At 58.9% G+C, this 17793-nt stretch carries 15 protein-coding genes; 7 read left to right on the forward strand and 8 right to left on the reverse strand.

All coding sequences use genetic code 11. The features are described 5' to 3' along the window. Positions 1–77: 77 nt before the first annotated feature. Both B4U49_RS10755 and B4U49_RS10760 read right to left on the reverse strand, forming a co-directional pair. Positions 78–506: a TlpA family protein disulfide reductase gene (locus B4U49_RS10755; RefSeq protein WP_158078607.1), complete on the reverse strand. Its 429-nt coding sequence runs from the start codon at positions 504–506 to the stop codon at positions 78–80. A gap of 58 nt (positions 507–564) precedes the next feature. Continuing rightward, positions 565–1944, reverse strand: coding sequence for a YihY family inner membrane protein (locus B4U49_RS10760; protein WP_078084598.1), 1380 nt, complete (start codon positions 1942–1944; stop codon positions 565–567). Between the two features lie 183 nt (positions 1945–2127). On the opposite strand from B4U49_RS10760, the gene arsC reads away from it, so the two are divergent. The 7 genes from arsC to B4U49_RS10795 all read left to right on the forward strand — a co-directional run bounded on the left by arsC (position 2128) and on the right by B4U49_RS10795 (position 9628). Then, complete coding sequence (gene arsC / locus B4U49_RS10765; RefSeq protein ID WP_078084599.1) at positions 2128–2472, forward strand: arsenate reductase (glutaredoxin); 345 nt, start codon at positions 2128–2130, stop codon at positions 2470–2472. Beyond that, complete coding sequence (wrbA, locus tag B4U49_RS10770) at positions 2472–3104, forward strand: NAD(P)H:quinone oxidoreductase (protein WP_078084600.1); 633 nt, start codon at positions 2472–2474, stop codon at positions 3102–3104. Before arsC ends, wrbA begins: the two co-directional genes overlap by 1 nt. Beyond that, entirely contained in the window at positions 3097–3480 is a 384-nt protein-coding gene (locus B4U49_RS10775; protein WP_239692582.1) for a DUF2069 domain-containing protein, read from the forward strand. The genes wrbA and B4U49_RS10775 overlap by 8 nt, the downstream gene beginning before the upstream one ends. 33 nt (positions 3481–3513) lie before the next feature. After that, positions 3514–5382, forward strand: coding sequence for a signal peptide peptidase SppA (gene sppA / locus B4U49_RS10780; RefSeq protein ID WP_078084602.1), 1869 nt, complete (start codon positions 3514–3516; stop codon positions 5380–5382). A 303-nt stretch (positions 5383–5685) separates the two neighbouring features. Further along, the gene (locus B4U49_RS10785) at positions 5686–6564 is read left to right on the forward strand and encodes an HAD-IIB family hydrolase (RefSeq protein ID WP_078084603.1); all 879 of its coding nucleotides are present in this window, start codon (positions 5686–5688) and stop codon (positions 6562–6564) included. 27 nt (positions 6565–6591) lie between these two features. Continuing rightward, entirely contained in the window at positions 6592–7815 is a 1224-nt protein-coding gene (locus B4U49_RS10790) for a glycosyltransferase family protein (protein ID WP_078084604.1), read from the forward strand. A 58-nt stretch (positions 7816–7873) separates the two neighbouring features. Continuing rightward, positions 7874–9628: a sugar phosphorylase gene (locus B4U49_RS10795; protein ID WP_078084605.1), complete on the forward strand. Its 1755-nt coding sequence runs from the start codon at positions 7874–7876 to the stop codon at positions 9626–9628. Between the two features lie 78 nt (positions 9629–9706). Here the strand turns inward: B4U49_RS10795 and B4U49_RS10800 are convergent, their stop codons facing one another. The 6 genes from B4U49_RS10800 to B4U49_RS10825 all read right to left on the reverse strand — a co-directional run bounded on the left by B4U49_RS10800 (position 9707) and on the right by B4U49_RS10825 (position 17614). Continuing rightward, positions 9707–10900: an MFS transporter gene (locus B4U49_RS10800; RefSeq protein ID WP_078084606.1), complete on the reverse strand. Its 1194-nt coding sequence runs from the start codon at positions 10898–10900 to the stop codon at positions 9707–9709. A gap of 5 nt (positions 10901–10905) precedes the next feature. Next, positions 10906–12159, reverse strand: coding sequence for an MFS transporter (locus B4U49_RS10805; protein WP_078084607.1), 1254 nt, complete (start codon positions 12157–12159; stop codon positions 10906–10908). 119 nt (positions 12160–12278) lie between these two features. Continuing rightward, positions 12279–14381: a transglutaminase TgpA family protein gene (locus B4U49_RS10810; RefSeq protein ID WP_078084608.1), complete on the reverse strand. Its 2103-nt coding sequence runs from the start codon at positions 14379–14381 to the stop codon at positions 12279–12281. After that, entirely contained in the window at positions 14378–15403 is a 1026-nt protein-coding gene (locus tag B4U49_RS10815; protein WP_239692583.1) for a DUF58 domain-containing protein, read from the reverse strand. Before B4U49_RS10815 ends, B4U49_RS10810 begins: the two co-directional genes overlap by 4 nt. A 10-nt stretch (positions 15404–15413) precedes the next feature. After that, complete coding sequence (locus B4U49_RS10820) at positions 15414–16325, reverse strand: AAA family ATPase (protein ID WP_078084612.1); 912 nt, start codon at positions 16323–16325, stop codon at positions 15414–15416. 104 nt (positions 16326–16429) lie between these two features. Then, the gene (locus B4U49_RS10825; protein WP_078084609.1) at positions 16430–17614 is read right to left on the reverse strand and encodes an O-succinylhomoserine sulfhydrylase; all 1185 of its coding nucleotides are present in this window, start codon (positions 17612–17614) and stop codon (positions 16430–16432) included. Positions 17615–17793: the final 179 nt, after the last annotated feature.

Below are 17793 nucleotides of genomic sequence, written 5' to 3' on the forward strand. Positions count from 1 at the left end.
CAAACTTTACGGTTAGAAAATTGACCGCATCCTAACAGCTGGCGCAGTTTTCCCTTAAAGACGCTTTAGTTATAGCCCTAGAAGTTTGCACCCTGATCCACGGCCGAAATCGCCTCGGCAATCGATTCGACGGTCTGGGGGCCTACCAGAGTGCGGCGCCACTGCCCGTCGCGACCGATAATCAGGGTAGACGGTAAAACCTGTGGCATGGGCTGCCCCCATCGGCCCTGCGGGGCCGCCGCGAGCAACGGGAACTCGATACCGAACTTGTTCGCCTGCTGGCGCACCTGTTCCGCCGGCAACTGGTCAAAGTTGATACCCAGTACCAGCACCTGCTCACCGTGCTCCCGGTAAAAGGCATTCAGCTCGGGAATTTCTTCGCGACAGGGTGCGCACCATTCCGCCCAATAGTTCACCAGCAGGATCTTGCCCTCACTGGCCAGGGGCTCGCCACTGAGTGCCTGCATTCCACCCGGGGCCTTGCCGCAACCGGCTATTAGCAACATCGCCATCAATGCTGAAAAAAACGGAGCTATTGGAAATTCCGCAGCGCGCCGCCGGACCTCAGGTTTTGGCTGTTTTACTCGTCGACTTGCCACTACGAGCATTGCGGCTGCTCCCTTTATTATTGGTTTTTTTACTTTCCTTCTGCTCCGCGGCCGCACTACTTTCCGGTGGCGGCAGCGCGGGCTCGGCATCCTTGGTATCCACGGACTTCTCCAGCATCTCCGTAGCCATGGATTCCCGGAACAGATCTCCCAGGCTCAGGGAGAATTGCTTGCGGGAATATTCCCGCGTCTCGCGGAAACGCGCATCCACCTGCCGGTACCAGGGCCGCTGCTGCAGTTCCCGATGGGCATTTTCCGGTAACGGAGCGGGGTGCAGCCAGTCCGCCAGCTGCTGCAGGGTGATGGAATCCAGATCACGTACCAGTACGTAATCGTTGCGGTCGGTCTGGGAAATCACCCGGTTCGATTGCAAGACCTCGCGGATATGCCGCCACTGTGAGGGCCGGATACCCGCGCGGGAAATATCCTGCTCACATACCGGCATCCCCTTCTGATAATTGCTGAAGAACTTCCACAGCAATGACAGGGTTGCTACCAGATCAGAGTAGTTACGTCCCTGGGCCGCAGCGTGATAGGCAGACAGGGTACGCACCAGCACGCAGCCCGCCAGCACAATCATCCACATCAGGTAGATCCAGATCAGAAACAGCGGCACGAACGCAAAGGCGCCGTAAATCGCCTGCAACGAACTGCGCGCGACAATTGCGCCGAACAGGTACTTGGCCGCCTCAAACGCAAACGCCGTAATCACACCGCCGGCGAGGCCATGGCGCAGGGGGACGCGACAGTTGGGCACGGCGACAAACAGTAAGGTGAACGCGATGGCAGTAAATACCCAGGGCAGAATGCGCAGCACAACCGGTAGCAGTCCAAGGCTGTCGTTCTGAGCGAGGACCTTCTGGGAAAACAGGTAGGTAGTGGCGGCCATACCTGCCCCCAACAGAATCGGCCCCAGGCTCAGAATCGCCCAGTAAAGAAGAAAGCTGGAAACCCCGCGACGCCCTTTGGGAATATCCCAGATCGCATTGAACGTGGCCTCGATGTTTTTCAGCATAAAACCGGCGGTCAGCAATAGCAGGCCGATGCCAGCACCAGTCAGGCGCTGCGCCTGGGAAGAAAAGCTGCTGATGTACTCTTGCACGTCGCGCCCGCTTTCCGGCACGAAATGGGAAAAGATCTGCTGCTGGATCTTGCTTTCGAGACCGGCGAAATCCGGAAACAACGACAACATCGCATAGCTCACCGTCACCAGTGGGACTATGGCAAACAGCGTCATATAGGTAAGCGCCGCGGCATTCTGGCGGCAGTTTTTTTCGTTGAATACCGTCCATAGCGAGGTAAAAAAGCGACGCCAGCGGTGCACCATTTCAGTCATGGGTCTTCTCAGTTTGTTATATAACCACGTCTGCCGGAGCCGCGTGCGCGCCCCGTACAAAAAGCCGTGTATTCTGTCTAAAAAGTACGCCATACCTCAGCGTAGTCGACGATAAAGGCGGGTTCGTGGACGCCCATCCGCCACCTGTTAGAATACGCCAAACCTTAACAGGATACCTTCTTCATGTGGACGATCTACCATAACCCGCGCTGTTCAAAATCCCGCCAGACCCTGCAATTGCTACAGGACAACAATATTGAGCCGGAAGTGGTGCTGTATCTGGAAACACCGCCGGATGCCGCCGCGCTCAAAAGCCTTCTGGGTATGCTCGGCATCGGCGCTCGCGACCTGCTGCGCAAGGGCGAAGACGCCTACAAGGCACTGAACCTGAAAGATACGGCCCTGGCTGACGAGGCCCTGATAGAGGCAATGGTGACGCACCCCAAACTTATCGAGCGCCCGATCGTGGTCAAAGGTGACAAAGCCGTACTGGGCCGTCCGCCAGAAAATGTGCTGGAGCTGATCTGATGGCCGATGCGCCCTACATTCTGATCCTTTATTACAGCCGCAACGGTGCCACCGCCAAGATGGCCGCTGAGCTGGCCCGCGGTGTGGAGAAACAGGGGCTCAGTGCGCGCCTGCGCACAGTGCCGCCGGTCTCCCCGGATACCGAAGCAAGCGTAGCGCCCGTACCCGACAGTGGCGCGCCCTACTGCACCGCGGACGACCTCCGCTACTGTGCCGGCCTGCTACTGGGCAGCCCAACCCGCTTTGGCAATATGGCGGCGCCATTGCGCTACTTTCTGGACCAGACCAGTGATATGTGGCTCGATGGCAGCCTCACCGGTAAACCAGCTGCGGTATTTACCTCCACCGGCAGCCTGCATGGGGGCCAGGAGAGCACCCTGATCTCGATGATGTTGCCCCTGCTACACCACGGTATGGTCATCGCCGGAATTCCATACTCTGAAGCAGCATTGATGCACACCACCACCGGCGGTACCCCTTACGGCGCATCCCACTGGGCCGGGGGTAGTGACGCGAGCAACCTGAGCGAAGACGAGACCAACCTATGCCGCGCTCTCGGCCAGCGCATTGGCACCCTCGCCCAGCAACTGCTCGCGAAGCCGGGCCAGGAACAGGGAGATTCCCGTGGCTAGAAAATCAAAAGCGATCGACCCGGTGCGCGTTGCCCGCAAGCTGGAAATTGCCCGCAAACTCAACTGGGTCTGCTACGGCGGCCTTCTGCTACTGTTCGCTGTATGGAACCTGTTTATCGGCGGCTCTATAAAGTGGTGGCTGCTTCAGACAGTCCCTCTGCTACTGGTGCTGCCGGGACTACTCAAGCAACGCCAACGCAGCTATTTGTGGCTGTGTTTTATCCTGCTGCTGTATATCACCGCCGGTATCGTCGACGTAATGATGCCTGGGCGCGGCTGGCAGCATGGCGTATTAACCGCTCTCAGCCTTATCCTGTTTGTATCTGCAATGATGACCAGCCGCTGGCAGGTGCAATTGCACAACGCGAACACTTAGAACTACAACAGACCGACACAAGGAGTTTCAGGTTTGACCGAAGCAACCCGTCACCGCGGCCCTATTCGCGGTTTTTTCGGTGCCATTGGCGGCGCCATTACCTGGCTGCGGCGGGTATTTACCAACCTGCTGTTCCTGTTGCTGTTACTGTTCATCGGCATGGCCATATTTGGCGGTGAAGAGCGTATCACCGTGCCCCAGGGGGCTGCGCTGAAAGTTGCTCCGGGCGGATACCTGGTCGACGAGGTAAGTCAGCCCAGTGGTGTACCCGCCTTTTTTGGCGGCCCCGCTACGCCTCCGGAGACCCGGGTAAAAGACCTGGTGGACGCCATCGACCGCGCTGCCAACGACAACCGTATCGCCGCACTGGTGCTGGAGCTGGATCACCTGGGGGGCGCCAGTCTCAGCAAGCTGGAAGAAGTGGGAGAAGCCGTGCGGCGCTTTAAGTCCAGCAACAAACCGGTCTACGCCATTGGCGACAACTTCACCCAGGGCCAGTACTTTCTCGCCAGTCACGCTGACAAGGTCTACATGAATCCCATGGGTTCGCTGTTGCTGACCGGCTTTGGCAGCTATCGCAACTACTACAAAAGCGCCCTGGACAAGCTGAAGATCAATTTCCACGTCTTCCGTGTCGGCGATTACAAGGATTTTATTGAGCCCTACACCCGTGACGACATGAGCCCGGCATCGCGAGAAAACAACGCGCGCTGGCTGCACCAGCTTTGGAGCGAATACACGGAACAGGTCACCGGGCTACGCAACCTGCCACCCAATACAGTAGACACCTACATCGCAGACCTGCCACAAAACCTGCGCGCTGAAGGCGGAAGCTGGGCGGATGCGGCTCTCGCCAATAACTTCGTGGACAAGCTGCTCACGCGTCGCGCCGCAGTGGCGGAGCTGCAGGAACTGGTCGGGGTCAACGAGGCCGATAAATCCCAGTACAAGGCAATTAACGCCGTGGACTACCTGCGGCATATGAAACTAACCCACCTGCCGGATCCGCGTCAGCACAATGAAAAGATCGGCTTGATCAGTGCCGCAGGCGCCATCGTCGACGGCGAAGCGCCTGCCGGACAGATCGGCAGTACCACCCTGAGCAACCTTATTGCCGAAGCCCGCGAGAAAAACGTCAAAGCGCTGGTACTGCGTATCGACAGCCCCGGCGGCTCCGCTTTTGCCTCCGAAGCCATTCGCCAGGAGCTGCTCGCCACCCGTGAAGCGGGTATCCCGGTGGTAATCTCGATGGGCAGTGTCGCGGCTTCCGGTGGCTACTGGATCTCCGCCGGCGGAGACCGTATCTGGGCCTCCCCATCCACCATTACCGGATCCATTGGTGTATTTGGTGCCTTCCCTACATTTGAGGAATCCCTGGAGCACCTGGGGGTATACAACGATGGTGTGGGCACTACCGAGCTGGCCGGCACCATGCGCCTGGATCGCGCACTGCCCGAGGCTGCTGCGGACATCCTGCAGCAAGGGGTTGAGCACACTTACAGCCAGTTCCTGCGACTGGTTGCAGAAGCCCGCAACAGCACACCGGAGGAAATCCACAAAATTGCCCAGGGCCAGGTATGGACCGGACGCACCGCCCATAAACTGGGGCTGGTGGATGAGCTGGGCAATCTGAAAGACGCGATCACCGACGCCGCACAGATCGCCAACCTGGAAGATTACGAAATTGTGGAGATTCAGCGCGAGCTGACCACCAGCGAAAAACTGATGCGCGCGCTTGCTGATAATGTAGACGCCAGAGTTGCTACCAGTGTCGAACAGAACCTGCCGCTGGGCGCATGGTTCAGCAGCCTGAAGCCCGCCCTGCAACCACTGGCGGAGCTGAAAACCTTCCGCGATCCCCGCGCACTTTATGTGCGCTGCATGAGCTGCATAGCTCCCTGAGCAGCCCAGTAGTCCCCCTGCACGCCTACCCGGCCGGTATCCCCGGCGCGGGCTGGCGCTGCTCCCGCCCCTCATGCACCACCTTGCCGCACGGATAATATCCCGGAGCACGGCACGCCCCAATTTGGCGCAAGTTATCGACCGTCTCCACCGGCGCCGACCCAACATAATGAATTCTTCGCCAATCAATGGCCTGAAAGCACCGTCATAGCTCACTTTTCTCCGACTGGCACTATTTTTGGATTGAGGTATTGGTAACACGCAAATAAATAATCGATAAATTTCTGACCAGCCCGGAATTCAATGACAGAAACACAGCGCGAGTCGTACCAATCCGCCGATGTTCAATGGCTGATCGCCAGTGACCTGGATGGCACCCTGCTGGACCACTTTAGTTACTCCCATCAACCGGCGGACGCCACTCTGGCCGAGCTCGAAGCCCGCGGGATCCCGGTGATTCTCAATAGCAGCAAGACCCGCGATGAGATGCTCGAACTGCGACGGGCACTCAACAACCAGCATCCGTTTATCGTGGAAAATGGCTCGGCGATTTTCATTCCCCGCGGTTACTTCCCCCACAAGCCGGAACGGGCCCGTGAAGAAACGGGCTACTGGGTGTTAGAACCGGGCGCGCGTCGGGATTGCATCCTCGATTTTCTGCAACAGGATAGCGAAGCCCACGGCGCCCCCTATTTAAACTTCGCCGCCGCATCCACCGCGGATATTGTGGCCGCCACTGGCCTCTCCCAGGAAGAAGCGGAAAAGGCCAATCAGCGCGGCTATTCCGAACCCCTGCTGTGGCAGGGGGATGAGCAGCAGAAACTCGCGTTTACCGCGCGTGCCAATGCGTCCGGGTTCGCCACCCTGCAGGGAGGCCGGTTCCTGCATGTGCTGGGCCAGACCGACAAAGGGCTGGCCACCAAATTGCTGAAAAAAACCTACCAGCAGTACACCGATCGAGAATGCAAACTGATCGCCAGCGGCGACGGTCCCAACGACCTGGACATGCTCAAGGTGGCGGATATCGCCATCATTGTGCGCTCTCCCGCACACCAGCCCCCCACCCTTTCCCACCATCCCTCACTGATCGTCACCCGGGAAACCGGGCCCCAAGGCTGGGCGGACGCAATCGCAGAAATATTTGCCCCGGACTCCGCGTCCAGGGAGCAGGCCCGTAATTAATCAGAACCTGATAAAAGGAAGCAAACCGTGACCGACTTTTTCCAGAATGGCGACATCACGACCCTGCACAACCTTTCCAACCGCAGCCTGGAAGATATGGAGGCAGACCTGATCCGCTTCTCCAAGCATCGCCCCATGTCCCTGCTGCTACCCTCGCTGTATTCAGAGCTGGAAGGCGAGGCCCTGCCAAAAATTTTGAAAATCCTCTCTGAGGTACCCTATCTGTCGGAGATCGTCATTGGTCTGGACCGCGCCGACGAATCCCAGTATCGCGACGCACTCAAACAGTTCAGCGTGCTGCCCCAGCATGTGCGCGTATTGTGGAACGACGGTCCGCGCCTGCGGGAGCTGGATGCCCAACTGCAACGGGATGGGCTGGCACCCAAGGATGCCGGCAAGGGACGCAATGTATGGTATTGCCTGGGATACATACTGGCGTCGCGCCGGGGTGAGGCCATCGCACTACACGACTGCGATATCGTCACTTACGACCGCGCCATGCTCGCGCGCCTGTTCTACCCCGTGGCCAACCCCAATTTCAACTACGAGTTCTGCAAGGGATATTACTCCCGTGTGGCCAATGGAAAAATCAATGGCCGGGTATGCCGACTACTGGTTACCCCGCTGATCCGCACCCTGAAAAAAATCTACGGACACACGCCGTATCTGGAATACATGGACAGTTTCCGCTATTCACTTGCCGGTGAATTTTCCTTCCGCCGCGACGTGATCAACGACCTGCGAATTCCCAGTGACTGGGGGCTGGAGATCGGCGTACTGTCGGAAATGCACCGCAATTACTCAACCAACCGCTTGTGCCAGGTGGATATCGCCCATGCCTACGATCACAAGCACCAGGATGTTTCATTCGACGACGAACACGGCGGTCTGTCCAAGATGTCCATCGACATCGCCAAGTCGTTTTTCCGCAAGCTGGCCACCCAGGGCACGGTGTTCTCATCGGAGACTTTCCGCAGTATCAAAGCCACCTATTTCCGTGTCGCACTCGATTTTGTAGAAACCTATCGCAATGACGCCATCATTAATGGCCTGAATTTTGATATCCATAAGGAAGAGCAGACGGTGGAGCTCTTCGCCAGTAACCTGGTGAAGGCCGGGCAGGCATTTCTCGATAACCCAATGGAGACGCCATTTATTCCCAGCTGGAACCGGATTACCAGCGCCGAGCCGGGCTTCCTGAAGCAGCTGAAACAGGCTGTGGAGACGGACTACGAAGAGTACAACGTCTGATCCAGTCTATGACGACCAAACAGCCCTATAAAAAATACCTGGAAACCGGGGGGATATCGTGAGCCATTCCAACTCTCAAGTTCCAATCAAGGAAGTTCTCCACCAGAAGGTGGTGGACCATCTGACCTTCATCTATCCGAAGCTGGAGATCGAGCCCATCGCGCAGGATCTGATCCGCACCATGCGATTGGATGAGGACTGCCAGAGCCCCCTGGCCCACAAGAACCTCTGGGATCAGACCGATATTGCGGTTATCACCTATGGCAACAGCATCATCAACGGCAACCAGCCCCCACTGAAGACCCTGCACCACTTCCTGCACACGCACTTCCCGATGCTGATCAATACGGTGCATATTCTGCCGTTCTTTCCCTACACCAGCGACGACGGCTTTGCGGTATCCGCTTACAAGCAGGTAGATCCGCCCCTGGGGGACTGGAACGATATTCTGCGTATCAGTACCGACTTTCACCTGATGGCGGACCTGGTCATCAACCACTGTTCCGCCCAGCACGACTGGTTCCTGAATTACCAGAAAGGAGAGGATCCCGGCAGCGACTTCTTCGTGGAGATGGACCCGAAAGAGGACCTCAGCAAGGTAGTTCGGCCCCGGGTCACCCCGCTGCTGCGCGCAACCAGTACCCCGCAAGGCACACGTCATGTGTGGTGCACCTTCGGCCACGACCAGATCGACCTGAATTTCGCCAATCCCAAGGTACTGGCAAAAATTGTCGATATCATCCGCCTGTACCTGGACATGGGCGTACGGGTGTTCCGCCTGGATGCGGTGGCATTTATCTGGAAAGAACTGGGCACCAACTGCCTGAATCTGGCAGAGACCCATGAGATCGTTCGCCTGCTGCGCACGCTGATCGAACACGCCAACCCCAATGCGGTGATCATTACCGAAACCAACATTCCCAACCAGGAGAACCTTTCGTACTTCGGCAATGCCAACGAAGCGCACTGCATCTACAACTTCTCACTGCCGCCACTACTGGTTAACACCCTGGTTACCGGTAACTGCCGGTACCTGAAAAACTGGCTGATGAGCATGCCGCCGGCTCAGAATGGCACTACCTATTTCAACTTCATTGCCTCCCACGATGGCATCGGCTTGCGTCCGGTGGAGGGATTGCTGGACGACAGCGAGCAGGAAGCATTGATCCAGACGATGGAGAACTTCGGTGGCCAGATTTCCTGGCGCGCCCTGGATGACGGCAGTAACAAGCCTTACGAGATTAATATATCCCTGATTGATGCCCTTAAAGGCACCACCGAGGGGGAAGACGAGTGGCAATTGCGACGCTTTATCTGCGCACATGCCATCATGTTGGCACTGGAGGGGATTCCCGCGTTTTACCTGCACAGCCTGATGGGTACCACCAACGACTATGAGCGGATGAAAGAGCACGGACACAACCGCGCCATCAATCGCCGCCAGTGGCAGGAACACGAGCTGAACGAAGTGCTGGCAGATCCGGAAAGCCACCACCACCATGTATTCCACCAGCTGCGCAAACTGATCCAGCTGCGACGGGACCAGCCGGCCTTCCACCCCAACGCCACCCAGTTCACGCTGCACCTGGGAGATCAGGTATTCGCATTCTGGCGCCAGAGCCTGGACCGCAGACAGAGCATCTTCTGTCTCAACAATATCTCCGATCAACCGCAGACCATTTCACTTAACGCCATCAACCTGATTGGCACCGACGAGTGGAAAGACCTGATCAGCGATATCACTTTCCACGATATGCTGGCCACGGTAACGCTGGACCCTTACCAGACGCTGTGGATCAGCAACCGCTGGTAAACGATTTACGACGCACCCGCGGGCAAGGTTCCCCGGGTGCTGTCGTCAGCACGGTTAGGCGTGTTTTTGCTTCTCATTTTATCCCGCCGCGGACGTCGCTCCCTGCCCCCAACGCACTTCGTTCCCCGCCGCCGGTAGCGCAGGAATATTCTGTGCCAGCAGCAGAGAACCTGCGGCCATTGCCGCACCGCACCAGAAGACCGCCGCCGGCGATGCCAACCACATCAAACCGAACAGCACCGGAATCACCACCGCCGCGATATGGTTGATGGTAAAGCTTACCGCTGCAGACGAGACGATATCCCGGTCATCCACAATCTTCTGGAAATAGGTTTTGATTGCGATGGCCATGGAGAAAAACAGGTGGTCGATAATGTAGAGCGCCGCGGCCGCAGTGGCCGTTTCCACAATCGCGTAACCACCGAAGACAATGATCAATCCTATGTATTCGAGCGTCAGCGCCCGGCGCTCGCCGAAACGCACAATGAATCGACCGATCTTGGGCGCCAGGTAAAGGTTCAGCAGATGATTGGCGATAAACAGCTGGACAATCTCCGCCACGCTATAGCCAAATTTCTCCACCATCAGAAAGCCGGCAAACACCACAAATATCTGGCGGCGGGCACCACTCATAAAAGTCAGTGCGTAGTACAGCCAGTACCGCTTGCGCAGAATGATCTTCCGGTGCTGCACATGGGGTTGCTCAAACGCGGGAAACATCAGCCACAGCGCCGCAACGATGGCCACGGTGATTCCGCCACCCAGCAAGTAGATCCAGGTGTAATCCAGCTGCAGCCTGTCTGAGGTAAACCACACAAGACCGTAGGCGGCGAGAGAGGCAAACGAGCCCGCGGCGACAGTACGCCCGAGCCAGATTGCAGAAGTCTCCTTAGGCAGCCACTGCAGTGCCAGTGATGTTTTCAGGGCCTCGTAATAGTGGAAGCCCACCGACATCAGCAAGGTGGTGCACAGCAAGCCAGCCGTGGAGGGAAAATAGCCCGTCACTGCCACCCCTACCCCGGTAGCGATCAATGAGATAAAGGCCAGGCGCTGCTCGCGGACCAGAAACAGCACAAACACCACGGTAAATGCGAGGAAACCAGGAATCTCCCGCACACTCTGCAAGAGACCGATTTCCGCACCGGTAAATTGCGCGCGTTCAATCACAAAATTGTTCAGCAGCGCCTGCCACACGCCAAAGGAAAGTGGCATTGCCAGCGCCAGCAGCAACAACAGGATTTCCGGGCGACGCCAGTTGAATTGGGAAAGCATGAAAATCAGTTCTCTGCAGAATCGGATTGATGGATACGCAATTGACGGAGGGCACCGCTGAGCCAGGCGAGTGCAAAAGCCACCAGGCTGAAAATACCGGCCCACCACAGCGTAGTCAGCGGTGCGGAAAACTCACTGATGACGCCCGCCACCAGCGCACCAATCGCCGCACATCCAAACAGCGACAACTGATAGATCGAAATAATACGACTGCGCACCTGCTCCGGCGCCAGCAACTGCACAATGGACTTGCCCAGCGCCGCGGATGCAGCGGCCACCGCCCCCCAACAGGCACACAGGAACATCAGGCCATAAGCCGTGGGCCCAAAACTGATGGCGATCAGCAATGCAGCACTGTACAGCAGACACATCAGTACACCGCGCCCGGGCGTATCGCCCTGCCCCCGGCGCAACATGGTCACGGTAGCCGCGACGGTCCCCAATACGAAAGCAATCTGCAGGGTCGCGTAGTAACTGGCCCCGCGGTCATAGCTTTCCGCCATCAGCGGCAATACCACCAGGAATACACCGATGTGCACCAGGCCGTTGAATCCCACAAGCAGGACCAGCTCGAGAATCGCGCGGCTGTTTTTTACCTCGGCAAACCCCTCGAGCAATGCCCGTGGCAACTTCTGGCGGGCTGTTTTCGGTGCCGGTCCCAGATGACGCAGGGAAAAGAAAAACAGTGCGGCGGCAACCAGGACACACACCTGGATAATCAATAACAGTTCAGCGCCCCAGTGATCAAAGCGGCTCGCCAGCAACATCCCTACAGCCTGGCCACCGTACTGGGCCAGCATCATCCAGGTCACCGTATGCTGAACGCGCGCTTCACTCAGGCGTGCGCCGCCATCCTCAGGATTGCGCGCGCACCGCTGCACCAGATTGTCCCGGGCCGGCTGCAGGAAAGCAGTGCAGACCCCGAGGCTCACGCCATACAGCAGCAGAAGATGAAGACTGGGAAGACGATCCAACAGGTAATAAGCCAACGCCGCATGACACAGGCCCAGGCCAATACAGGAAAGCGCGGCCACCCGCGCTGAATCAAAGCGGTCCGCAAGCGCGCCGCCAAAGAGGAGAAAAACCAGGTTGGGCAGCAGTACCGAGGCCTGAACCCAGCCCAACTGCAGGGCCGGCAGTTCCACCAGTGCCACCGCGATCCACGGCAGCAGTACGACCTGCAGACCAGTGGCCAGCGAGGTGCCGCTATAGCCCAGCAGAAATGTTCGCAGCCGTGCGGCCAGTGCGGGAAATGCCATTACAGAATCCGGAAATGCGTTTGCGCGCTGCAACCAAAGAGCTGGATCGCGTTCCCAGCCGCAACCCGGCGCTGCTCCCGACGCAGTTCAGGTAGGCGCCGAGCCCACCCGAGGGGGCGCTATTGTCCCACAGATTGACCTTCTGTGGGGCTATCGGTGTGCCGCAAAGCGTCCCCGGCCAAACGCATGGGCCAGAAGGTCCGCAGCAGACGCCGCAGCTGTTTTTCCGCCAGCGGATCACCGCCATAGGCGGCTTTTTCGTAGGCGCTGGTAATGCGCGCAGCGATCGGGCCGAGGCGCGGCAATTCACGCTCGATCCTGCGCGCATAATCCCCCGGGGCTTCACCGGGATTGCGCGCAAGTCCGGCGCCGGCCATGCGCTGACAAAAACGCAGGTACAGCCGACTGGCCACAGGAAGGGTCGGCCCACGACTGGACAGCTTCAACCACAAGAGCAAACACAACAGCGCCAGCAGCATGGGTAAACCGATAAACAGTGCCATGCGCAGGGGAGAAATCTCCCCCAGTATTCTTCGCAGCAGTCCTTGCTGCCGCTCGCTGTCGAAGCTCACTACCGTCTTGTACCAGCGATAGTTGACCATGTCCCACTGCAGCTGCAGTCGCGAGATAAAGGCAAATTTGTGCAGGGGAACCAGCGCATCCTGCATAAACTCATCCGCGGCAGCGCTCTGCAGCCCATCGCGAATACGCTCGGGGGCAACCGATGCAGTCGGGTCCACACGCACCCAGCCCCGCGCCGGCAACCAGATTTCCGCCCAGGCGTGCGCATCGTACTCGCGCACCAGCAAATACTCCTGCTGCTCTACCCACTCGCCCCCCTGGTAGCCAGCGACCACGCGGGCCGGAACCCCGGCCGCACGCATGGTAAACACGTAGCTGCTGGCAAAGTGTTCACAGAACCCCTCGCGGGTGGAAAACAGGAATTCATCCACGCTGTCGGCACCCAGCGCGGGAGGTCGCAGGGTATAGGTGAAACGGCGGTTATAGAAATTCAATAACGCGTCGGAAATAGCCTCAGCACTCAAGCCTTCATCGCGCCGGGCCCGGGCCCAGGCCCGCGCCCGGGGATTGCCCTCTGCCGGCAACTGTAGATGATTGCGTCGCTCCAGAGCATCCAGCCGCGCATCGCTGCTGGCATTGTCGCGAGGCCAGGAGCGCACATCGTAGGCGAGCCTGCTTGCCACCGGCATCTTGTACACCAGGGTATCGTCACCGGTTTCCCGCACCCCGCGGGTCTCCGAATGAGGCCGGGCCAGGGCGAACAACCAGGGAGAGTTGCTCGGCTCCTGGATGACCTGATATCGGAATCGCGGCCCCACTGCGGGTAGTGGTCGCTCACTGGCGTCATTACCCTCGCCACGATGGCTGCGCCCATGACCGCGGCTGCCCGGCCCCGAGCGCCCCCAGTTGAGCCCGCCCCGGTCTGCACCGGGCTCACTCCAGCGACGGCCGTCGAAGTGGGTATATACCAACCCCCGCCAGTAGCGCTGCTCCGGCGGCGGCACGGGACCGTCAAAACTGATACGCAGGGCCGGCTTGGCGGACTTGGACAGCTCGCTCAGGTCCCCGGGACTCATGGAGTCGCTGATGCCAGTAGTCGCCGCATTACTGTTCTGAGGCACCGCCCAAAGGGGCCCGAGGCGCGGCACGACCACAAACAGCACCAGCATCACCGGCATCGCCTGCGCCAGCAGCTTCGCCGACATGCCCAGCGCCCTGCCCGGGCGCGCGCTGCCGAGGCCCTGCTGGGCAATTAGCGCAGCGGTGATGATCACAACACACAGAATGCCGTAAAGGGCATAGGGAATGGTCTGCTCAAACACGAACAGGGTGGCGGCGAGAAAATACGCCAGCAGCAGGCTTAACAGGGCATCCCGCCGGCTCACCAGTTCAATATTTTTGAGGGTAAAGGATACCGCGAGAAGCGCCACCATCGGCTCCAGAGCAAACCAGCGCCGGTAAGTAAGTACCAGACCCGCAAGCGCCAGGGATACCGCCAGTAGTTTCACCATCCGACCGGGCATCTCACGCCGCCCGCGAAATACTTCCAGGCGCCAGTAAACGGCTATACACCAGCCGCCCAGAAGCCAAAGTGGCAGGTGGACGGAATGCGGCAGGAGTACCGCCAGCTGCGCGGCAAAAATCCAAAGCAGGCTCTCCCGCGGCAGTAGCGATTCCAGCTGACTGACACCACCGCTCATTGACGGATTCCCTGCACCGGGAACAACGCCAGGCAAGTGAGTACCTGCTGCCGATGGGCGGCGCCAAGGTCAGGCGCTATGGTCTGCCCCGGGATGCGCAAACCGTAGGGGACCTGCGCGCGATCCGCCTCCAGCACCCAGGCACAAAGATTACTGAGGCGCGTTTCCACATCTCGCCCTCCCAGCAGGTCCCAGTCGAGCCACAGGTGCTGGTCACTGCCAGAGGCGTATTCCTTGCTATAGAGGTCCCGTCCCCCGGCGTACTGCTTCCAGGCCACATGGCGCAGGGAATCTCCCGCCACATAATTTTTGAGTCCGGCAAAGTCATCACCGCCGCGGGTAACGGCCTGCAGCTGCTCGCCCTCCCCGACACTGGCGCCAAATGGCAGCGGTCCCGCGGACTTGGGTTGCGGGTACACGAGAAACTCCACGTCCAGGTCGACCCAGCTCCAGCAAGTGAACAGCCCAATTGGAAAACGGCTGTGCACATAGATTCGCGGTGCGCGCACGCGCCCTCGCTGCACTAGCGGGAAATCGAGGTGAACCTCCCGGGCATCGCTTTCGATGACGTCAGCGACAATACCCTCTTCCGGTGGCCACGCCAGACGCACGCGCTCGTGGCAGCGCTTGCCGGTCTTGTGCAAAGCAATCCTGGCCCGGCCGAAATCACCGGCAAACGCGGGCTCAGCATCCAACAACTGCAGTTCCAAACCGGACAGGTTGGCAAATGTGTGCACGGGCAATACCACAAACAATCCCAACAGCAGGAATGCGACGGCAAACACGAGATTATTCTCGTAATTGGTACCGAGCAGCCACAGCAGGAATATCACCAGCAGGAATCCCATGCCGGCGCCCGAGGGCAGTACGAAGAGTTTGCGGTGATTCAGGGTAACCCGGCGAGCAGCGGGCAGTCGGCGGTCCAGCCAGCGCAACCAGCGCGCGCGAAACAGCGGCCGAATTGCCGCCTGGCCGGTTTCAATGGGTGCGTCGCCGCTGTTTGCAAAGCGTTTTTCAAGCAAGTCGGGGACCTCAGGCGGCGATAATGTCCACCTGGTGCATCATGCGTTCCACCAGCTGTGTGCCGCCCGTGCCATCCGTCTGCAGGCGGTGACCTGCGACGGCCGGCAGTACGGCCTGAAGGTCTTCCGGCAGCAGGTGGCTGCGGTTGTGGATCAGGGCCCAGGCGCGGGCCGCATGCAACAGAGCGAGAGCTCCACGTGGGGAAAGTCCCACCGTACACTCGGGGCTCTGACGACTGTGCAACACCAGGCGCTCCAGGTAATCGAGCAGGGAGTCCGACGCCTTGACCTGTCCCACCAGGGACTGCAGTTTGCGCAACCCTTCGCTGTTGATACGGGGGGCAAGCCGGGCCAGCTGGGCACGCGGGTCAACGCCCTGAAACAGCGCTCGCTCGGCCTCCCGGGTGGGATACCCGAGACTGATACGCATCAGGAAGCGGTCGAGCTGGGATTCCGGCAATACAAAGGTACCGGACTGCTGCAGCGGATTCTGGGTGGCGATGACGAAAAAGGGCTCGGGCAGCGCACGGGTTTCGCCGTCGATACTGACCTGGTGCTCTTCCATGGCTTCGAGCAACGCGCTCTGGGTTTTGGGAGAGCTGCGGTTGATCTCGTCAGCAAGTAGCAGCTGACTGAAGACGGGGCCTTCGTGAAACCGGAACTGGCCGGAGTCGCGCTCGAAAATACTCACACCGATAATGTCGGCGGGCAGCATGTCGCTGGTGAACTGCACGCGCTTGTAACTGAGGCCGAGGACCTGTGCCAGCGCATGCGCCAATGTGGTTTTGCCCATACCGGGCAGGTCTTCGATCAACAGATGCCCGCGGGCCAGCAGGCAGGCCAAAGCCAGTTTTACCTGATGTTCTTTACCCAGAAGGACCTTGCCGATATCGGCAACAATCGCGGAAATGATTTTTTGCACGGCAAATCCATTACTGCTCAGTTTTTCTTCACTAGCCATTAATGATAGGCCCCGCAGTTAACGAGGCCATTCATCATGTCATATTCCGCGCCATTGTGACCGTATTATGCGAGGGTCGACAAGCCTCGCGCCAGATCGGCTTTCAAATCTTCCACATTCTCGAGCCCCACCGAGATCCGGATCAGGTTTTCACTGATGCCGGCCCTGGCCTTGTCCTCTTCGCTCAAGCGGCCGTGTGTAGTGGTGGCCGGATGGACGATAGTACTTTTCGCGTCACCCAGGTTAGCGGTAACGGAGAAGATCTTGCACGCATCGATCACCTGCCACGCTGCCTCGCGACCGCCCTTGACGGTAAAGCTGAACACCGCGCCGAACCCAGATTGCTGGGCTGCAGCCAGCTGGTGGTTGGGGTGGCTTGGCAGCCCCACGTAGTTGACCTTCTCTACCTGCGGTTGCTCTTTCAGCCACCAGGCCACATCCAGCGCGCTGGTACAGTGGGCCTGCATGCGCAGTTTCAGTGTTTCCAGCCCCTTGAGGAAAACCCACGCGTTGAACGGGCTCATACTGGGGCCACAAGTGCGCAGGAAGATGACAATCTCGTCCATCACTTCCTTGGGACCGACAACCACGCCACCGACACAACGACCCTGGCCATCGAGGAATTTGGTGGCGGAGTGCACAACAATATCTGCCCCCAGTTCCAGCGGACGCTGCAGCGCGGGCGTACAGAAACAGTTGTCGACCACCAGTTGCGCGCCGGCGCTGTGGGCGAGATCCGCCATGGCGCGGATATCAGCCACTTCACACAGGGGGTTGGAGGGCGTTTCCATAAACAGCAGTTTGGTGTCGCCGTCCAGCGCGTCTTTCCAGGCCTGGAAATCGGTGAGGTCGACAAAGGAAACCTTGACGCCGAATTTGATCATGTAGCGGGTGAACAGCGCGGTAGTGGTGCCAAAAACACTGCGCGAACAGATAACTTTGTCGCCGCTTTTCAGCAGTGCCATGCACAGGCTGAGGATGGCGGCCATACCGCTGGATGTCGCGACGGCGGCCTCCCCTCCTTCCATGGCGGCGATACGCTGTTCGAACATGCGCACGGTGGGGTTGGTGTAGCGCGAGTAAACGTTGCCGGGGGACTCCCCGGAAAAACGCGCGGCGGCTTCTGCCGCTGAGGGAAAGACGTAACTGGAGGTGGCGTAAATGGATTCGGAGTGCTCGCCTTCCGCCGACCGGCTCTGGCCTGCACGTACCGCCAGAGTTTCCAGTGCGTAGCCGTCGTCTTCAAACATGGAGTAACCGTCCCGGGTTAGAAATGATTGGAACCGGCAATCTTACCCCATGAACATCAACAAAGCAGGCGAGAAGTACAGTCCATCAGCTCTAGTAAAACGTAAACCTCAACGAAGTTCAGAAATACGAAGCGAAGGCAGAGCGACGGGGATCCATTTTCAGAAGCGTCGGCGACAGG

The sequence above is a fragment of the Microbulbifer mangrovi genome (assembly GCF_002009015.1).
GTDB lineage: Bacteria > Pseudomonadota > Gammaproteobacteria > Pseudomonadales > Cellvibrionaceae > Microbulbifer > Microbulbifer mangrovi.